Source organism: Undibacterium sp. Tian12W, assembly GCF_049339405.1.
In the GTDB taxonomy this organism is placed as follows: Bacteria; Pseudomonadota; Gammaproteobacteria; order Burkholderiales; family Burkholderiaceae_D; genus Undibacterium.
In genome coordinates this window covers 29395-46158 of record NZ_JBMPPK010000003.1, presented here as the reverse complement: position 1 = coordinate 46158, position 16764 = coordinate 29395, and the positions used below count along the sequence as shown (strand labels likewise).

At 49.3% G+C, this 16764-nt stretch carries 14 protein-coding genes; 5 read left to right on the top strand and 9 right to left on the bottom strand.

The window, feature by feature from the left end; all coding sequences use genetic code 11:
* Positions 1 to 19: 19 nt before the first annotated feature.
* Together ACO0LI_RS04330 and ACO0LI_RS04325 are read right to left on the bottom strand one after the other, a co-directional pair.
* Complete coding sequence (locus ACO0LI_RS04330; RefSeq protein ID WP_423031130.1) at positions 20 to 454, bottom strand: hypothetical protein; 435 nt, start codon at positions 452 to 454, stop codon at positions 20 to 22.
* 386 nt (positions 455 to 840) lie between these two features.
* Complete coding sequence (locus ACO0LI_RS04325; protein ID WP_423031128.1) at positions 841 to 3429, bottom strand: HD domain-containing protein; 2589 nt, start codon at positions 3427 to 3429, stop codon at positions 841 to 843.
* A 640-nt stretch (positions 3430 to 4069) separates the two neighbouring features.
* Here ACO0LI_RS04325 and ACO0LI_RS04320 point away from each other — a divergent pair.
* Entirely contained in the window at positions 4070 to 4966 is an 897-nt protein-coding gene (locus ACO0LI_RS04320; RefSeq protein WP_423031126.1) for a hypothetical protein, read from the top strand.
* A gap of 116 nt (positions 4967 to 5082) precedes the next feature.
* Positions 5083 to 5610 carry a tyrosine-protein phosphatase gene (locus tag ACO0LI_RS04315; protein WP_423031124.1) on the top strand — a complete coding sequence of 176 codons (528 nt, stop codon included), beginning with the start codon at positions 5083 to 5085 and terminating at the stop codon, positions 5608 to 5610.
* Between the two features lie 19 nt (positions 5611 to 5629).
* Here ACO0LI_RS04315 and ACO0LI_RS04310 read toward each other — a convergent pair whose 3' ends face one another.
* Positions 5630 to 6355, bottom strand: a complete 726-nt coding sequence (locus ACO0LI_RS04310; RefSeq protein WP_423031122.1) for a hypothetical protein — start codon at positions 6353 to 6355, stop codon at positions 5630 to 5632.
* 84 nt (positions 6356 to 6439) lie between these two features.
* Here ACO0LI_RS04310 and ACO0LI_RS04305 point away from each other — a divergent pair, with 84 nt between their 5' ends.
* Together ACO0LI_RS04305 and ACO0LI_RS04300 are read left to right on the top strand one after the other, a co-directional pair.
* Positions 6440 to 6577, top strand: a complete 138-nt coding sequence (locus tag ACO0LI_RS04305; RefSeq protein ID WP_423031120.1) for a hypothetical protein — start codon at positions 6440 to 6442, stop codon at positions 6575 to 6577.
* Between the two features lie 65 nt (positions 6578 to 6642).
* Positions 6643 to 7644 carry a hypothetical protein gene (locus tag ACO0LI_RS04300; RefSeq protein WP_423031118.1) on the top strand — a complete coding sequence of 334 codons (1002 nt, stop codon included), beginning with the start codon at positions 6643 to 6645 and terminating at the stop codon, positions 7642 to 7644.
* A gap of 211 nt (positions 7645 to 7855) precedes the next feature.
* Here ACO0LI_RS04300 and ACO0LI_RS04295 read toward each other — a convergent pair whose 3' ends face one another.
* From ACO0LI_RS04295 to ACO0LI_RS04270, 6 genes are all read right to left on the bottom strand, one after another.
* Positions 7856 to 9271: an efflux transporter outer membrane subunit gene (locus ACO0LI_RS04295; RefSeq protein WP_423031116.1), complete on the bottom strand. Its 1416-nt coding sequence runs from the start codon at positions 9269 to 9271 to the stop codon at positions 7856 to 7858.
* A complete protein-coding gene (locus ACO0LI_RS04290) occupies positions 9268 to 10509 on the bottom strand; it encodes an efflux RND transporter periplasmic adaptor subunit (RefSeq protein WP_423031114.1) in 1242 nt (413 codons plus the stop codon). Before ACO0LI_RS04290 ends, ACO0LI_RS04295 begins: the two co-directional genes overlap by 4 nt.
* Positions 10506 to 13727, bottom strand: a complete 3222-nt coding sequence (locus tag ACO0LI_RS04285; protein WP_423031521.1) for an efflux RND transporter permease subunit — start codon at positions 13725 to 13727, stop codon at positions 10506 to 10508. Before ACO0LI_RS04285 ends, ACO0LI_RS04290 begins: the two co-directional genes overlap by 4 nt.
* Before the next feature lie 338 nt (positions 13728 to 14065).
* Positions 14066 to 14581 carry a GrpB family protein gene (locus ACO0LI_RS04280; protein WP_423031112.1) on the bottom strand — a complete coding sequence of 172 codons (516 nt, stop codon included), beginning with the start codon at positions 14579 to 14581 and terminating at the stop codon, positions 14066 to 14068.
* A gap of 23 nt (positions 14582 to 14604) precedes the next feature.
* Entirely contained in the window at positions 14605 to 15339 is a 735-nt protein-coding gene (locus tag ACO0LI_RS04275; protein ID WP_423031110.1) for a substrate-binding periplasmic protein, read from the bottom strand.
* A 38-nt stretch (positions 15340 to 15377) separates the two neighbouring features.
* Entirely contained in the window at positions 15378 to 15995 is a 618-nt protein-coding gene (locus ACO0LI_RS04270; protein WP_423031108.1) for an ATP-dependent Clp protease proteolytic subunit, read from the bottom strand.
* 315 nt (positions 15996 to 16310) lie between these two features.
* Here ACO0LI_RS04270 and ACO0LI_RS04265 point away from each other — a divergent pair, with 315 nt between their 5' ends.
* The gene (locus ACO0LI_RS04265; RefSeq protein WP_422953611.1) at positions 16311 to 16745 is read left to right on the top strand and encodes a DUF2177 family protein; all 435 of its coding nucleotides are present in this window, start codon (positions 16311 to 16313) and stop codon (positions 16743 to 16745) included.
* Positions 16746 to 16764: the final 19 nt, after the last annotated feature.

The following is a 16764-nucleotide window of genomic DNA, read 5'->3' as shown; positions in this document are numbered from 1 at the left end:
ATAAATTTAAAAAAATAACTCAAAAGAATCGAGTACTTATTTTTGCGAAAGCAAGAATTGCATTAAGCTTTTTTTCTATTACCATCAAAGAATCTTTGTTCTCATAACCAGCAAAAAACATGGCACCACCGTAGCTAGTAGGATTCAATTCCTTATACTCGTGCCATGCTTCATCAAACGCTTTTTTCTCTTTACCAGCCACAAACGGAGAAAAGTTAGCTACTGCGGCTGCCATAACTTCAAAGTTACTGTTCAACAACCCACTCACATCCGGTGCATCATGAGTAGAATTATGCAGCCTTGCTGCCTCTATTCTTGCAAGAGCAGGAGCAAACGCTGCACGAAAGGAAGTGGCAGCAGTACGATACGCATTTCTTTTATGTACGTACAAAAGCAACCCGCCACCAATCAATGCTGTAATTATCGTAACAATGGCTGGAATGTATTGAGTCATAGGTTTTAAAGGTAAACTTTGATTGGAACAACCTCACCATTAAAACAATAACACAACAAATTGTTAAATTTAGAGCCAAGAAAAATGATGGCATTCCCGTACCAAAAAAAATGCCAATACAACAGTGCATTTTAAAGAGAAATTTTTTTTGACGGTATCAGTAACGGTATTTTAAGAAATTGAATTTACAGAACCCAGTACCTGTAAGGCTTTCAAGCCTATATACAACTCCACCTATCCCACCAGAATTTTCTTGCAGATTACATAGTCTGTCAGAACTAAACCCTATATTAGCGGCCGCTAATATAGGGTTTTAAATTTTTGGAAACAGAATAATTTAATGAATGATGACAAAGTTCACGCAGAAAGATGCTTAAGTTATTATTCTACACAGCAATCAACGTTAGCTCTTCCATTTCGCCAAACCTTCCTTGATATTCTGAAATAGATGTCGTCCATACTGGATTTTTTCCACTGGAAATAACCGCTCGATGGAGGCAACCTATAATACTATTTGAATTTTTAGGCGCGCCATTCTCAAATTCAAGAGAAAGATAATTTCCGTTACGGATTGGTAGGATCAACACTTTATTTTCATAGCAAGAAATCTTGTGATAAGTTTCAGCATGATCCATATATTTTGACTTAAATATTACAATCGGAACAGTTTCTGCCATTAATGCAATTTCTTTGTAACTAGCTATGGTCATTTGGCTTGGTGCTGGAGCAATTAACAAGCGTCCAAACTGCAGAGGGTCGATATTGAGTGCGCTCGCGTTTGCGGCGACAACACATCGTTCGAAGTCATTAAATGAGGATAACTCTAATATATCTATTTGTTCTTGAAACCATTCATTAATTGCTTCTTGTGAGGCATCAATTTCAATCGCATCTCTCTTGGCTGAACGCGGTTTAAAATTCAAGAATCCAATATACTCTGCCGCATATCCACCATGAACTGATGTTGCCAATCCTCCAATGGTTCTCATACCCAACCTGAAACGATCTGATTCTGCGTGAGTTGAAATTGCGGCGAATCCAACTGTGTATCCGTCAGACTTAATAGGCCTTAATCGTCGAGCATTATTTGCAATATATTCTTCGCATGAGCTACCATCAGGTTCGTATTCCACCAATGACAATTTAGTCAGCAAAGTAGCGCCATTGGTCGTTGCCTCATTAAAGGCTTCATGTATTATTTTCTTTGGAAATGTTGGACTTTCAAAAGAAACGCATACGTCAAGACCTGCGACTATAGCTGCAAGGTAATCATGTAATTTCGGGTGGATATTAGGAACACCGAGTATTCCCAAATGAATAGTTACATCGTCTTGATTTTTAATAATTCCGTTTTTTAATTTAAGTCGTACCTGTGTTGATGTTCGAAAATTAAAATTACTGGGCTTTCCTGTCTTTACTATTGGCCGAAATGTTATTCCATTATTAAATATCAAAGTATTAGCTTCATCAATACCTTTATCAAATCGTCTACTGATAACTGTTACCGAATTAGCAATCATAAATGCTGAATAAAATCCAATTCCAAATCGTCCAATTGATTTAAATTTTGACGATCGCAATCCCGGGAACTCTTTTTGTACCAGAACAGATTTCCAAAAACTAGTTCCAAAATCTAACAAAGAACCCGTCAGTACGTCATACGACATTCCTATTCCATCATCCTCAAAAATTAACCAGGATTCATCATTGATAGTGCGGACTTTAATTTCAATTGTACCAATGTATCCTTCATCAATAATCTGTCGCGCAACAATTGCGTCACGCGCATTTTGAATAAGCTCACGCACAACAACCTCAGTTGTATCAGTCCCCTCACCATAAAGTTTTTCACCGCCTAGATTTTTGACAAGCGACTCTATATTGCTAACATGAATTCTGGCACTGCAAGGCACCCAGTCTTGAGCATGTAATAACTTGGCAATCTCAAAAATCGAGTTTGCGCCTTTAATTTTCTTAATTTTAAATTCTGGAGCCGAATTTGGTCGATTCCTATTGTTCAGCAACATATTCGACGCATGGATTTCAGAGTCCACTACCGATATGGCATCAAATGCAATCCACCAAGCATCTGCAGTCTCTATTGGATATGGATTACTTGATGTATAAAGAATCGTTTCACCAGACGGGTCACCATTGTCAAGCGATGGCCCCATCATTTTATTCTGAGCTTGCCAATGCAATTTTGAAATTCCACTTCGTCTAGTCAATGCGTAAAGAAAATCTGGTGCTCGTGAATGATTGATATGAGCGGCGTCCGCACAACGCAATAGGCACGCAATTTTAACTGGATCCACTTGCCATTCAGGTGGAAGTCCAGCAGGGGCATTGTATTGATCTCCGAGTTTTGAAGATAGCAAATCAATATCCCAATGATGGCTAGAGGCAATTTTTCCAGTCAACTCACCAATATGCTGACGTAGCTCGAAGTCGTCGATCAAATAAATTGACTGTCCAGTATCTGGATGCACCCATCCTTTAGTAGCAAGGCTACTTGCTTGATGCGCATGAAGCGCGCGAAGCGCAGAAAAATCCGCTGCGGCTTCCCATAACTCCTTATTTACGTCAGGTGCTCGATCACACTCTACGGCATATGCATCCTTCCATTCAATTGTTTTTCGGACTCCATCCTTTCCGCTGGTATATGCTTCCCAGCACATGGCAGAGTCATGCAAAAGAATTGCTCCACCAAGAATAAAAGCTTCGAGTGGGTTAAGCGGATAATCTTTTCCAGCAACTATATCTGCAACTCCCCATAATCCATCCAAATGAGATATGTCGTGGACAGTCAGACCAGGCAATACTTCAGAAATCTTTCCAACAAGAGATTCAATTTTGTTTCTAAACTTCAAAAATTCCGTGCGAAGACGCTCGCAATGATCTCTATGCTTAAGTAAATTCGACTCACTAAATGCCGTGCGCCAAAGCGCCGTCGCTTCAATATTTTCGATATTCATGGGAGATACATTCCGAGTATAAATGGCAAATCAGTATAGCCTGAAAGGCAAGAAAAAATGCCCTTTTCCATTTGATTTAATTGCCTAAAACAATTTTCCACAAAGCCATTTAACGAAAATTAAATTATTTAAGAAAAAAGCACTTTTTTTAGTTATTGAAAAGTCTAAAAGGAGTTAATTTAAGAAATTCAGAAGATGTAAAATTATGAAATTCACAATCTGTGATTAGTCTTAATAAAATTTCTTTACTCATGGGCGACTCAATGTCACGACCTGTCACAATTACGCTACCTGACCTTGGTTATACTTGATCGTAAAAAACTTAACCACGAAAAAAAGAAGGCCTGATTGCCAGCAACATTGGCGATCAACTTAATGTAATCCGCCTAGTCATGACGCGTCCCCTGCGAAGCCTGATGAATGAACGCATGCTGGAAATGAGTAACGATAGCATTGATGACTGGGTCAAGCTGATCAAACTGATGAGAACTGACCATGCCAGGTTGCGTACGGTACTACTGGGCTATGATAGGTTAATCGATACATTTATGCGGACTGAGAAAGAAACTTTCCCCCAACTGAAGCGATCTGATGCGGGCAACCTTATTTTCACACCTATCAATCTCAGGAGAGAGTACCAATGATGCCATCCACCTCTGGCATCACAAGGGCAGCGACAGTGTTACTTGCCCTGTGCCTGTTATCGGGCTGTACGCTAATTAAGACTGGCATGGCCTTGACGCGTTCTCGCGATGTATTTGTGGTCAGCAAAACCAATGCCGATATACGTTATCTGGCTGGTACCTCACCAGAAATTGCAGAGCAGGTGACGAACCGAGTTGCTGCTGCCGTCAAAGAAGCGCGTGAAGTGGTTGAAAAAGCACATGGTGCAAAGTTTGCTCATGCACCTCAAGTCTACATCTGCCATGCCGATTGCTTTATCCGCTATGTGCCCGTTACCGTCAATGAGCCAGCGGCGCAGTTTGGGGATAGTATTTTTTTGAATATCGACGCTCTGCTAAAAAGAGAAGCACGCGGGGCATTGCCGCTGGAATATATTCTCACGCATGAACTGAGCCATCTCTTGCTATATCAGGTGGCGGGGCCAATTGCCTATGCGCGTGTACCAGCCTGGTTCCGTGAAGGGATTGCCCAGCAGGTGGCGCAAGGGGCAGGTGCTTCAGAGTTTGTCACCAAGCCGGAAGCGGCTCGCATGCTATTGGATGGCAAGCATTTTGATCCGGCAGAAGTGGGCAGCATGTTGACCAACCGGACTGCGCCCAGTTATGGCTTGACCACACCCATGTTTTACCGTCAGGCGCTGATGTTTGTCGATTTCCTCAAGGCCAGCAATCCCACGGCGTTTGAAAAGGCATTGCATGATATTGTGAGTGGCAAGGATTTCCATGACAGTTTTAAGTCCGCCTATGGGGCATCGATTGTGTCATACTGGCCCGCATTTATCACGTCAGTCACCGCCATCATGCCGCTGGCAGAAGCTGACAGTCATTGGCGATATCAATATTTCCCTGTGTGACTACCCCACACAAGGTAAGCAAATCATCATAGAAAACCTGCTGACAAATTCCGAAAAATGCTTGAATCAACTACTTTAAAAGTAATGCTTAACTTGCTATGCACCACCAACACCCTGTGAATTTTCGCGATGTCAGCGATGCCTTGGGGCTTTGGCTTGATGACGTTCCGTTTCCACTTGGGCGCTTAATTCGTGGCGGTAAATTTGACACCATTTCCACACTGGCAGATTTGGGTTCTCCCAAGACAATTATCAATTTGCGTCAAGGACCAGACCCACAACATCTTGGTGCAAAACTGATACACCTTCCTGCAGCAGATTCCGTTGAGAATTACGACACCAGTCATTCAAAGGTACGTCGTTGGATTGCCACGGTCATGGAAGTCTTGGTTGATCCTGCGACTCAATGGCCGGTCTATATTCATTGCACTTCGGGGCGGGATCGTACTGGTGTCGTAGTTGCCGCCACATTGTTACTGATAGGCATCCCTAAAGAAATCGTTGTTGGAGAATTTTTGCTGAGCAGCGATGCCGAACGCGAATCTGTTTTGCAAGCAATTGATGGATTGTGCAATCGCTCATATGAGCCACTGGTCAATTCATATAAACTGAAGCAAGCACTTTTGAGAGTGCATCCAGCTTGAGCTGGAACCCATTTTTAAATTAGTCACTCGTATGCAAGTAGAGGCCTCGCCCATTTTTTGACGCACGATTCAGGGCCTGCGCGAATCCAGTCAACGACTCTCTTTCCTCTGCAAAAGATGGCAACTGAAGAAGGCGCTTCAGCTCACGTCCAAGAATTTCACATTCAGAGGGAGATAGGATTACATACATGCCATAACAGTACCAAGCGCCGCCTTCCCTTGGGCACTGTGTTCTGGGATGTATCTGTCCGTAGCCTCTTCCAAATTTGAATGCAATTAAAATCTGTTTAGCTTCCTCTGAAGAGGATGTTATGAGTTTTTGCAATGATTTTGGATGAAAGAAATCAGGATGCGTCTCAGCTTTGACCTTCAGACTATCAAGTTCAGCTTCATATCCCATAATGATCGCAATAATCCTGTCAGCAAATTTCGCCTGATCAGAATTAAGGGTCGAATAATCGAGGCCATTTTCAATGAAACTACGCCACAGCTGAATGTTTTCTTCAGAAAGAGCGATGTAATAAAAGGGCTCCTTACGTTCCTGCGCAATCAGCTTATCAAGATGCGCAAGATAAATTTTTCTTTGCTTTACATCGCCTTTACCAAAATAAGAGCGCAACCCTTGCCAAGAAAAGCTCTCGTAAAACCAACCTGAATGTCCGGCACATGCATTAGCTGTTGGAAAAAGAAAGGCAATGCAAAGACTAATTTTGACGAATTTCAAAAACCAAGATGACAAAGGCATGGTCAAATCCTAGATGTAAAGCAAAAAAACTGAGCTCATTAACGGTCGCATTTTGCAAAACCTGGTCTATGCAGCATGCTGGAAATGAGCACCGACAGTCGTGATCGGCGCGCCAGGCCAGTCAAACTGACCCGTACTGGCCATACCAGGCTACCTGCGGTGTTATCGGGTTATTATCGGGTAATCGATACATCCATGCAGAAACAGGAGTTTGCGCCATGAGTGCATGACATAGCTTAATATGCTGATCTTGTACATCAATCTTTATATCGCTATCAACACCGCAAATGATAAACGCCAACCGCATTAATTATATCAACACCGCCCTGATTATCCTGTCTTGCGCTGTTGCGTTTGTCATCCCTTTCGAATTATTTTTGTTCTCTTACGCTGTGCTTGGCCCATTGCATTACCTGACCGAGATAGGTTGGCTGCATAAGAAAAATTATTTCACCAAGGGTAAATACGATTTTATTTTTTTGATTGGTCTGTGCTTTGCTCTGCTTTTCTTCCCAGCCCTTGCACATCTGGCTAAGGACAGCACTTTTGTTGCAGACGTATTGGCGTTTGCGGTTTTACTGGCGCTTATTTTTGCGCTTGTCAAAGACAGGCTGTATCGCACCGCGCTTGTGGCCCTGTCCTTGTTGGCTGTGGCTGTCGTGAATAAGTCCCCGGCTTATTTACTCTTGATGGGCATTTTTCTTCCTACTGTTATTCACGTCTTTATTTTCACCCTGGCGTTCATGTTGTTTGGTGTTTTGAAAGAAAAATCGTTTTCAGGATATTTGTCTATCGCAGTTTTGATCGTTTGTGCGGCAAGTTTTTTTATAGTCAGTCCAGAGAGTTTGCAATATACGGTGAGTGCTTATGTCCAAAAATCTTACTTTCAGTTTGAGCTATTGAACTTTAGCCTGATCAATGTTTTTCATCTTGATGCGCTGTCAAAAACCAGCGAGATTTTTAGCAGCAATGCAGGGTTTGTGGTCATGCGCTTTATTGCTTTTGCGTATACCTATCATTACCTGAACTGGTTTTCAAAAACATCCGTCATACAATGGCATAAGGTGCCAAAGAAAACCCTGTTTTTGACGGTGGCGATCTGGCTGTTGTCGATGGCACTGTACGCTTATGATTACAATCTTGGCATGCAGGCCCTGCTTTTCCTGAGCCTGTTGCATGTGTTTTTGGAGTTCCCGCTTAATGTTGTGTCGTTTGCGGGGATAGGGAAGGCGCTGGCCGGGGGTAATCGCACTGCTGCTAGAGTCCCTCCCTTTCAAGGGGAGGGTTAGGGCGGGGATGGGTTTCGGTTGATTGACGGGACATGAATTTGCTACAGAACCCCATTCCCATCCCAACCTTCCCCTTGAAGGGGAAGGCGCTTTAACACAACGATCAATACAAAAAACCGCTTATCAAATACAACTGAAGCGGTTTTTTTATCACACATGTCAGCGCAATCAGCTTTGAATGCTTCTTGGTAGCTGGCTTTACCAGAGGAGGCTAACTCCCTCCCGCTTCCACTGACCACCCTCCCCCAAGTGCCTTGACCAGTTGCACTGCCGCGCGGCGTTGTCGGGTATTGAGATCACGCGTACTGCGTTGCGCTTGCAGGGCGTTGGTTTGGGCGACGATGACGTCGAGGTAGCTGACTGCACCTTGTTTGTAGCGGATTTCTGCCAGTGTCAGGGCGCGTTGGGCGGCGACTGCGCCCAGGCTTTCTTCTTTGGCTGCTTCACCATAATGGCTGAGCAATGCGAGCTGGTCTTCGACTTGCTGGAATGCGCCCAGTACGGTTGTGCGGTAGCGTTGGCCTGCCTCATCAAGTACCGCTTCTGCGCCTGCGACCTGGGCTTTGCGGCGCCCCCCGTCGAACAGACTCACAGCCAGGGTGGGGCCGATTGCCCAGAACAGGTTGGGCATTTCTATGAATTTGGCGAAGTCACTGCTTTGAAAGCCGCCCTGTGCGCCCAGGTTAAGCGAGGGGAAGAAGGCAGTTTGGGCAATGCCGACTTTGGCGCTGGCAGCAGCGATGCGCAATTGGGCGGCGGCGATGTCGGGGCGGCGTTGCAATAATGCGGATGGCAAACCCAGCGGTATTGCGGGCGTGGTGGCTGGTACGACCCTGGGTGCGATGCTGAAGCTGGATGCGTTGGCACCGACCAGGGCGGCGATGGCATGTTCCATCATGGCGCGTTGTGCCTGCACTTGCTGTGCTTGTGAGCGGGCAGATTGCAATTGCGCTTCTACGCGGGCGACGTCAAGGCCGGATGCGATGCCTTCATCATGGCGGCGGTTGATCATATCGACTGCACGGCTGTAGGCGGCGACGGTGTCGCTGAGCATGGCGGCTTCTTCATCAAAACCGCGCAAGGCGACCAGGGTGTCTGTCAGTGTGGCTTGTAATGACAGGCGGGCGGCAGCGAGGTCAGCCTTGGCGGCTTTTTCTTCTGCGACACCGGCATTGACTTGTTCGCGTACACGGCCCCAGAGGTCGATTTCATATTGGAAATCCAGGCCCAGCGTGGCGCTGTTGTATTCATTGGGCGAAGTGGGGCCTAGCACGCGCAGGGGGCGGCGTTCTGACTGGCGGATGCGCTGGCCGTTGAGGGAGGTGCCCAGCGTTGGCAATTCAGCGGCGCGCAACTGGCCCGTGGCTGCCTGTGCCTGGCGGTAACGTGCCAAGGCGCTGGCAAGGTCGGGGCTGTTGTCTATGAGTCGTTGTTGCAGGCTGTTGAGTTCTGCATCACCAAACAGCAGCCACCATTCTTGTGCAGGCAGGGTCAGTGCTGCATCGCTGGCGGATGCCGGTGCTTCTTTATAGGCAGCGGCCAGCGGCATGACGGGTGCCTGTGTGATGGGCGCTTGCGTGCAGGCGGCACACCAGACAGACAAGGCGGCGATGACATAGCGCCTCATGGTTTGGCCTTGGCAGGATTTGCTGCTGTATTTGCTGCTGTATTTGCTGCTGTATTTGCTGCTGTATTTGCTGCTGTATTTGCTGCTGTATTTGCTGCTGTATTTGCTGACAGTTGCACAAGGTCACCATTGCTGATGCCGTCTGGCGGGTTGTTGATGACGCGGTCATTGCGGTCGATGCCTCCAGCGATTTCGATGAGGCTGCCAAAATCACGGGCGATATTGACGTTTTTGAGGACAACGCGGTTATCGCTGCCCAAGGTGGCAACGTGGGTGCCATTCTTGCCAAAGATCAGGGCTGCGGGTGGCAGGTTGATGCTGGCGGTGTTGGCCGCAGACTCAAAACTGACGGTAGCGAAGCCGCCAGGCAGCAGTTCTTTATTGGGGTTTTCAACAGCAAGTTGTACCAGCATGGAGCCTGAGCGTGGGTCTATTGCCTGTGCCAGTGATTGCACGGTGGCGGTGTAGGTGCGGCCCGGGCGTTCACGCACGCTGAGCTGGGCAACGCTGCCGTTTTGCACCATGGCGACCTGGCTTTGCGGTACGTTGACATAGACGCGCAGGCGCTGCACGTCAGAGACGACAAACAATTCGCTGCCAGGCGCACCGCCGACATTGATGAGTGCGCCGGTGTCGGTATTGCGGGCGGTGACGATGCCGTTGAATGGCGCTGTCAGGCGGGTATAGCGTTTGAGTGCCTGCACGCGGTCTACATTGGCTTGCAGGGCATTGACGGCAGATTGCTTGGCAGCGAGGTCGCCGGCTTTTTCATCTGCCTCTTGCTTAGAGACGGCATCGCTGGCCAGCAGTGATTGCCAGCGCTTGGCGGTGCTGGTAGATAGTGCCAGGTTGCTGCGCGCATTGCTGAGTTCTGCCTGGGCTTGCAATAATTGCTGATCGAGGTCGGGGGTGTCGATCTCGGCCAGCAGTTGCCCTGCCTTGACGGCACCGCCGATATCGACTGTCCAGTTTTTGAGGTAACCGCTGACGCGTGCATAGATGGGCACGCGGGCCCAGGCTTCTATGCGGGCGGGCAGTTCAAACTTTGCCACACCTGTGCCAGCAGTCGCCACCAGCGACACCGTGGGCACGGTACTGGCGATAGCACGATCCTTGATTTGTCCGGCTTGTGAGCGGCGTGTAGCTACACCAGCGACGACGACGATGGCGGCAATCACGGCCAGCGAGATGCCCAGGATTTTATAGCGGGCAGATGATTTTGATGAATCAGTTTTCATGAATAAGAAACTCCGGCAACAGTTTGTGGCGGTGATGCCGATGGTGCTGATGGTGCTGATTTAGCACGGCGAGATTCCCGGTCATGCACGAGGCTGAAGACCACGGGAACAAAAACAAGGGTGGCAACGGTGGCGAATACCAAGCCACCGATAACGGCACGGCCCAGCGGGGCGTTTTGCTCACCGCCCTCACCCAGGCCCAGTGCCATGGGCAACATGCCGATGATCATCGCCAGTGCCGTCATCAACACAGGGCGAAAGCGTACGAAACCGGCATCGAGCGCAGCGGCGGTGGCGTCACCCAGTTCTGCCAGGCGTTCACGCGCAAAGCTGACGACCAGCACGCTGTTGGCAGTGGCCACACCCATGCACATGATGGCCCCGGTCAGCGCGGGCACTGACAAGGTGGTGTGGGTGGCAAACAACATCCAGACGATACCCACCAACGCGGCAGGCAGGCCGGAGACAATCACCGCAGGGTCAAGCCAGGACTGGAAGTTGACGACAATCAGCAGATAAATCAGCACGATGGCACCCAGCAAGCCGTACAGCAGGCCAGAGAAGGCACGGTCCATGGTGCGCGCCTGGCCCAGCATTTGCACGGTCGTGCCTTTGGGTACTGTGGCTGACATCTCGGCCACGACACGGCGGATATCATCAGCCACGGCACCGAGGTCACGGTCTTGTGTGGCAGCGTGTATCTGTATCATGTTTTGCACATCGTACTGGCTGACCAGGGCACTGCCGCTGGCGCGTTCTATGCTGGCGAGGCCGCCGAGTGTCGCAGCATCTGCCGTAACACCATTGCCAACAGGCAGGTTGGCGAGTGAAGCGAGTGAGCCGAGCTGGTATTGCGGAGTCTGCATGACGATGGGGTAGCTGACGCCATTTACGGGATTGAGCCAGTAAGTCGGTGCAACCTGGCTGCTGCCGGCGAGGTTGACAACCAGGCTGTTGATGACATCACGCGTCGTCAAGCCCAGCAATTGCGCCTGGGTTCGATCGACATTGACGTTGAACACCGGTGCCTTGTTGGATTGCTGTATGCGCGCATCAGCCACGCCGGGTATGGCCTTGATGCGCTTCAACAGTTGCTGCGCATAGCCAAAATTGGCATCGACATTGCTGCCGCGTATTTGCACGTCGATAGGTGCGGGTGCGCCAAAGTTGAGAATCTGGCTGACGATGTCTGCAGGCGGGAAAGAGAAAGTGGTATCCGGGAATTCACGCGGTAGCGCCTCGCGCAGTTCACGCACATATTCTGCCGTGGGGCGATGGCCCTCACCCAATGCAATCTGGAAATCACCATCTTGCGAACCCATGACACCAGTATTGTTGTAGGTGAGGTTGATACTGCTGGGCGGCAGGCCGATGTTATCGACCATGGTGATGATTTCTTCTGAGGGGATGATGCGGCGTATCGCTTTTTCTATGCTGGCAAAGCGTACGGCAGTTTCTTCTACCCGCGTGCCTACTGGCACCCTCGCATGCATGAGCACCTGGCCAGAATCAACCGAGGGGAAGAAATTGCTGCCGATAAAAGGTAGCAATAAAAACGACAGTGCCACCACCGCCAGGAAACCCACGATAAACGGTTTGCGACGTGTAACTGCGCTTTGCAGCAAACCGCGATAGCCTTCACGCAGGTATTCAAACCTGGCTTCAAAACCACGCTGGAAACGCACCAGCGGATTGCGTGAAGGCACGCCATGGTTGCCATGCACATCGTCGGCAGTATGTGGATGCAAGAGATAATTTGCCATCGTCGGCACCAGCGTACGCGACAGAATGAAGGAACAGACCATCGCAAAAATCACCGCTTCTGCCATGGGCACAAACAAGAAGCGCGATACACCTTCCAGGAAGAACATGGGGATAAAGACGATACAAATACACAGCAGCGAGACAAAGGCGGGCGTGACGATTTGCTGTGCGCCATCAAGAATCGCCGTCTCTACATCCTTGCCCTGCTCCAGGTGCCAGTTGATGTTTTCTATAGTGACCGTTGCATCATCGACCAGAATACCCACAGCCAGCGCTAGACCACCCAGGGTCATGAGGTTCAGGGTTTCACCAAAGGCAGCCAGTGCAATGATGGAACCGAGGATGGACAGCGGGATGGAAATTGCAATAATGACCGTAGAACGCCAGCTACCGAGAAACAGCAAGATCATCACACTGGTCAGCGCAGCAGCAATTGCACCTTCGAGCGCCACGCCACGAATGGCTGCGCGCACGAACAATGACTGGTCATTGATGGCGACTACCTTCAATGCTTCTGGCCAGGATGGTTTCAGGGTGACCAGTTTGGCGCGGATGTTATCGACAATGGCCAGCGTGGATGCTGAACCATTTTTCAATACCGACATCAGCACAGAACGGCCACCATCCACATGCACGATATTGGTTTGCGGCGCATTGCCATCATGCACATCGGCGACATCGCGCAGATAGATGGTGCTGCCGTTGATGACCTTGACCGGCATGCGGCCCAGTTCTTCCAGCGCGGACGGTGCGCTGTTCATTTGTATGGTGTATTCCAGGCTATCTATCTTTTGTGTGCCGACTGGCACCAGAACGTTTTGCACTGCCAGCGCAGTCGCCACATCCTGTGCGGACAGGCCACGCGCCTGCAGGGCAGCGGGCTTCAAGTCAATTTGCACCTGGCGCTGTTTGCCGCCATAAGGCAAGGGGATAGCTGCACCCGGCACGGTGACCAAAGGCGTGCGCACGGTATTCATGCCCAGGTCAAACAGGCTTTGTTCAGACAGGCCCTGCCCTGATAATGCCAATTGCAGGATAGGCACGGTTGCGGCGTTGTAGTTCAGGATCAGCGGTGGCGTGATACCGGCAGGCATCTGGCGCAAGGCCACTTGCGAAATCGCCGTCACCTGGGCATTGGCGACTGCAATATTCACACCAGGCTGGAAGAATATCTTGACGACGCTGATACCAGGGTAGGTATTGGCCTCAATATGCTCAATATCATTGACGGTGGTGGTCAGGCTGCGCTGGAACAAGGTAGAAATGCGTCCCGCCATCTGATCGGGCGGTAGCCCGGTATATTGCCAGGCCACGGCAATGACCGGCATGCGTATTTCAGGAAAAATATCAGTAGGCGTGCGCAATGCAGCCAGCGGCCCCACAATCAGGATGACCAGCGCCATGACGACGAAAGTATAAGGACGTCGCAAGGCGACACGGACTGCATCAATCAGCACATTCAACTCCGCCGGTCTGAGGCCTTAAGGCCCCGGTTGATAAAACAAAATAGAACAAACGATAGAGCAAAAATCGGGAACAAGCTAAGGCAGGCAAACAAGCAAACAGCAAAGCAAGACCCTTACCAGGAAATTGGCAGCGACAAATAGTAAAGCAGATCAGTGCGCTTGATAAGCCGCATAATCTGCATAAGTATATGAATATAGCTCATGAGTAGGTATTCCCTGGCTTTGCGCCTGTCTCATACCCTGTATTGCTACATACTTGCTACATACCGTTACAGTAGCGAGGCGATTTATCCGCTTTAGTGCAGCACCAGAGCCGGGTCAGGTCACTATAAAGTGAGCTCAGCTGGAATTGGTTTTGCCAGCGCAGCCAGGGCGGCCTGAATGAAAGGGCCTTTGGCTTCGGAGTATGCCGCCTTGTCATTGGCATGTGCTTGTGCCAGCTGCAGCTTCAAAGCCTGGTACTGTGAGCACAATTGCGCATCTGTGCGCAGTATGTCCCTGAACGCCAGGTGCTCATTCCAGAACGGCGAACCAGTCACAACCGCATGCAGGTGTATGCGTAGCGAGTCTGCGGGTGATTTGACAAAGTAACGCCGCATGGGCAACTCTTGCTCGTACTTTGGCACATAGACATATCCCAGTTTGGCAAGAGCCGGAATGTTTGCCTCTATCTCTTGCAGTGAACCAGCCCCAAGCAACACATCTATCACAGGTTTGGCTGCCAACCCGGGAACCGACGTGCTGCCTATGTGCTCCATGCTCACGGCAACTGGGGTGAATGCAGCCAGCAATTCACTCTTTGCCTCAAGAAAGAGCGCTGGCCATCCTTTTGAATAGGGCATTATGACGACCTTGGACATACTAACTATTCCTGAGGTGCGTAGCTGCCCTTGTTTTCTTTGATGAAGAGATTCAATTGCTCCAGCAAGCCGGTGCTGGCATTGCGGGTGATGAAATTGAAGGTTTCTGCTGTTGTCCCGTCGATGTGGTGAATATCGGCGAGTGCCAGGCCGCCTGCCACATCGCGGCCAAACTGGCTGCGCAGATATTGGTTGCTGACATCGCCTTCGGCAAAGGCATCGGCGTGGTGGTCTGCGATGAGGGTTCTAACAATATAGGCCTGGGCATCTGGCTGGCCTTCGGCAATGTCATCGACATACAGGATGCTGCAATGGGGGTAACGGGTTTTGGCGTCGATGTCAGCGGTTGATCCACGGGTGACGACGATGGATTTGCCTGAGAGCTTGAGGTAGTCGTCAAATGCAGCCTGGTCGGCGCTGCGCACCAGCAACGACCTTTGCACCTGGAAGTAGGCATCACTCCATGAGCCGCCTGGCCCGGTATCCCGCTTGTCGCGTTTTTGGACACCGGCGGCGGCGATGTCGCACTTATCCTCGTCAGGCATGGTCCAGATGCCGTCAAAATCATGTTCTATGAGAGCAATTTCCAGCCCTTGGGAGATCGCAAATTTTTCCAGGAAAATGACGTCCAGCCCGGTAAGCTGGCCTTGCTCATTCTTATAACAAACCGGGGCAAAGCCGCCATAAGTGCATACAGTTAATTTGCCTGGAACTTTGGTCGTGATCGCTACTTTCGTCATCGCATTTCCTTTTGATTGATGGATGGAAAACTGCTTTACTATGGTTTAGCTATATCTTGCTCTGCTTTATCAAGGCTCTCCAACGTCAGCAACTCAGCTGTTGTCAGGATGCCGATATTGACAATATTGTAGCCTTTCAATGCTTCGCAACGTAGCAAACCTTGCGTACAGAAGCGTATATCCCCAAGGTAGTTTTCGTCTGGATAATAGAAGAACAGCATGTCGCCAGCGCTTTCTATATTCATGGCGCGGTCCAGGACCTCTGCAGGGAATTTTCCTTGGGTAACCTTGAGCAACCACTCACGAAATCTTGGAATGGCGGCGGTCGAGATTTCTTTAGTGACTTTATTGTGTGGAGCATGAAAACCCAGTCTTGTCTTTTCCAGATGCTTGCTGGCAAGCATCCGTCTTTCGGTGCCCGCCATGAAAATGAGCGCGCAGGCAGACATGCAATTGCCATTGACTGCAGTATTGATCTTGCCTTCTGTGATCAGTGCTGCAATGTCATAGGCGGCGCGCATATTGCCACCAGGGCTTTCTGTCATCACGACTGTTTTGACTGGTCCTTCTTCCAGTTTTTTACGGAATAGCTGGCTGTCTTCTGGCACCACCTTGCCAAACAGTATCAGAGTCTGGTTCGACCTGAGCATGGTCATGGCTGTGGCATTGCCGGAAAAAAGCACAGCGCACACGGATAGGAAGGCAAAAAGTTGTTTAAGATTAGATGGCATGGAGATAAGCATTTGTTATTTCGAGAAAAATTTACCTGGTGAAAGCGCGCGCCAATTCCACAAGTACCTGCTGCTGTGAATAAGCGAAATGCTTAACAATATGATATTAGACACTACCTGTTCAATATTTAACAACGCTTTTATTACATTATCTACCGCACAGAAGGAGACAGACACTTCGCTGATAATAGGCATCACTAACAACGCCATCACATCCATATCTTAAAAAAGGTCAAAGCCATGCTCATACTGTCTACCGCCAAGTCGCCTGCTGCAAAGCAAATACTGATCGCTTACGGCGTTGCCTTGCTGGCAGTGCTGGGCCTGGATGCGGTATGGCTGGGGCTGTTGATGACATCCACCTACAAGTCTTATCTGGGCGAGCTGATGCTGGCACAACCCAGGCTGATACCAGCGGCGCTGTTTTATTTATTGTATTCCTTTGGACTGACAGTATTTGGAATTGTGCCTGCATTGCGTGCGCATAGCTGGCAACAAGCCGGGCTCATGTGTGCCTTACTGGGTCTGGTTGCGTATGGAACGTATGACTTGAGCAATTTGGCGACGCTAACAGCCTGGTCACCAGTGTTAACGGCAATTGATATTTGTTGGGGTGCACTGCTGTCATGTATCGCTGGTACGCTGGCATATGTTGCTGCCCGTCGCTTTGGCTGAACGGAATTTCTTACGTTGA

Coding starts and splice junctions, on each gene's coding strand:
- ACO0LI_RS04330 (WP_423031130.1), bottom strand. CDS start 454: ATGACTCAATACATTCCAGCCATTGTTACGATAATTACAGCATTGATT.
- ACO0LI_RS04325 (WP_423031128.1), bottom strand. CDS start 3,429: ATGAATATCGAAAATATTGAAGCGACGGCGCTTTGGCGCACGGCATTT.
- ACO0LI_RS04320 (WP_423031126.1), top strand. CDS start 4,070: ATGATGCCATCCACCTCTGGCATCACAAGGGCAGCGACAGTGTTACTT.
- ACO0LI_RS04310 (WP_423031122.1), bottom strand. CDS start 6,355: ATGCCTTTGTCATCTTGGTTTTTGAAATTCGTCAAAATTAGTCTTTGC.
- ACO0LI_RS04305 (WP_423031120.1), top strand. CDS start 6,440: ATGAGCACCGACAGTCGTGATCGGCGCGCCAGGCCAGTCAAACTGACC.
- ACO0LI_RS04300 (WP_423031118.1), top strand. CDS start 6,643: ATGATAAACGCCAACCGCATTAATTATATCAACACCGCCCTGATTATC.
- ACO0LI_RS04295 (WP_423031116.1), bottom strand. CDS start 9,271: ATGAGGCGCTATGTCATCGCCGCCTTGTCTGTCTGGTGTGCCGCCTGC.
- ACO0LI_RS04290 (WP_423031114.1), bottom strand. CDS start 10,509: ATGAAAACTGATTCATCAAAATCATCTGCCCGCTATAAAATCCTGGGC.
- ACO0LI_RS04280 (WP_423031112.1), bottom strand. CDS start 14,581: ATGCCCTATTCAAAAGGATGGCCAGCGCTCTTTCTTGAGGCAAAGAGT.
- ACO0LI_RS04275 (WP_423031110.1), bottom strand. CDS start 15,339: ATGACGAAAGTAGCGATCACGACCAAAGTTCCAGGCAAATTAACTGTA.
- ACO0LI_RS04270 (WP_423031108.1), bottom strand. CDS start 15,995: ATGACCATGCTCAGGTCGAACCAGACTCTGATACTGTTTGGCAAGGTG.
- ACO0LI_RS04265 (WP_422953611.1), top strand. CDS start 16,311: ATGCTCATACTGTCTACCGCCAAGTCGCCTGCTGCAAAGCAAATACTG.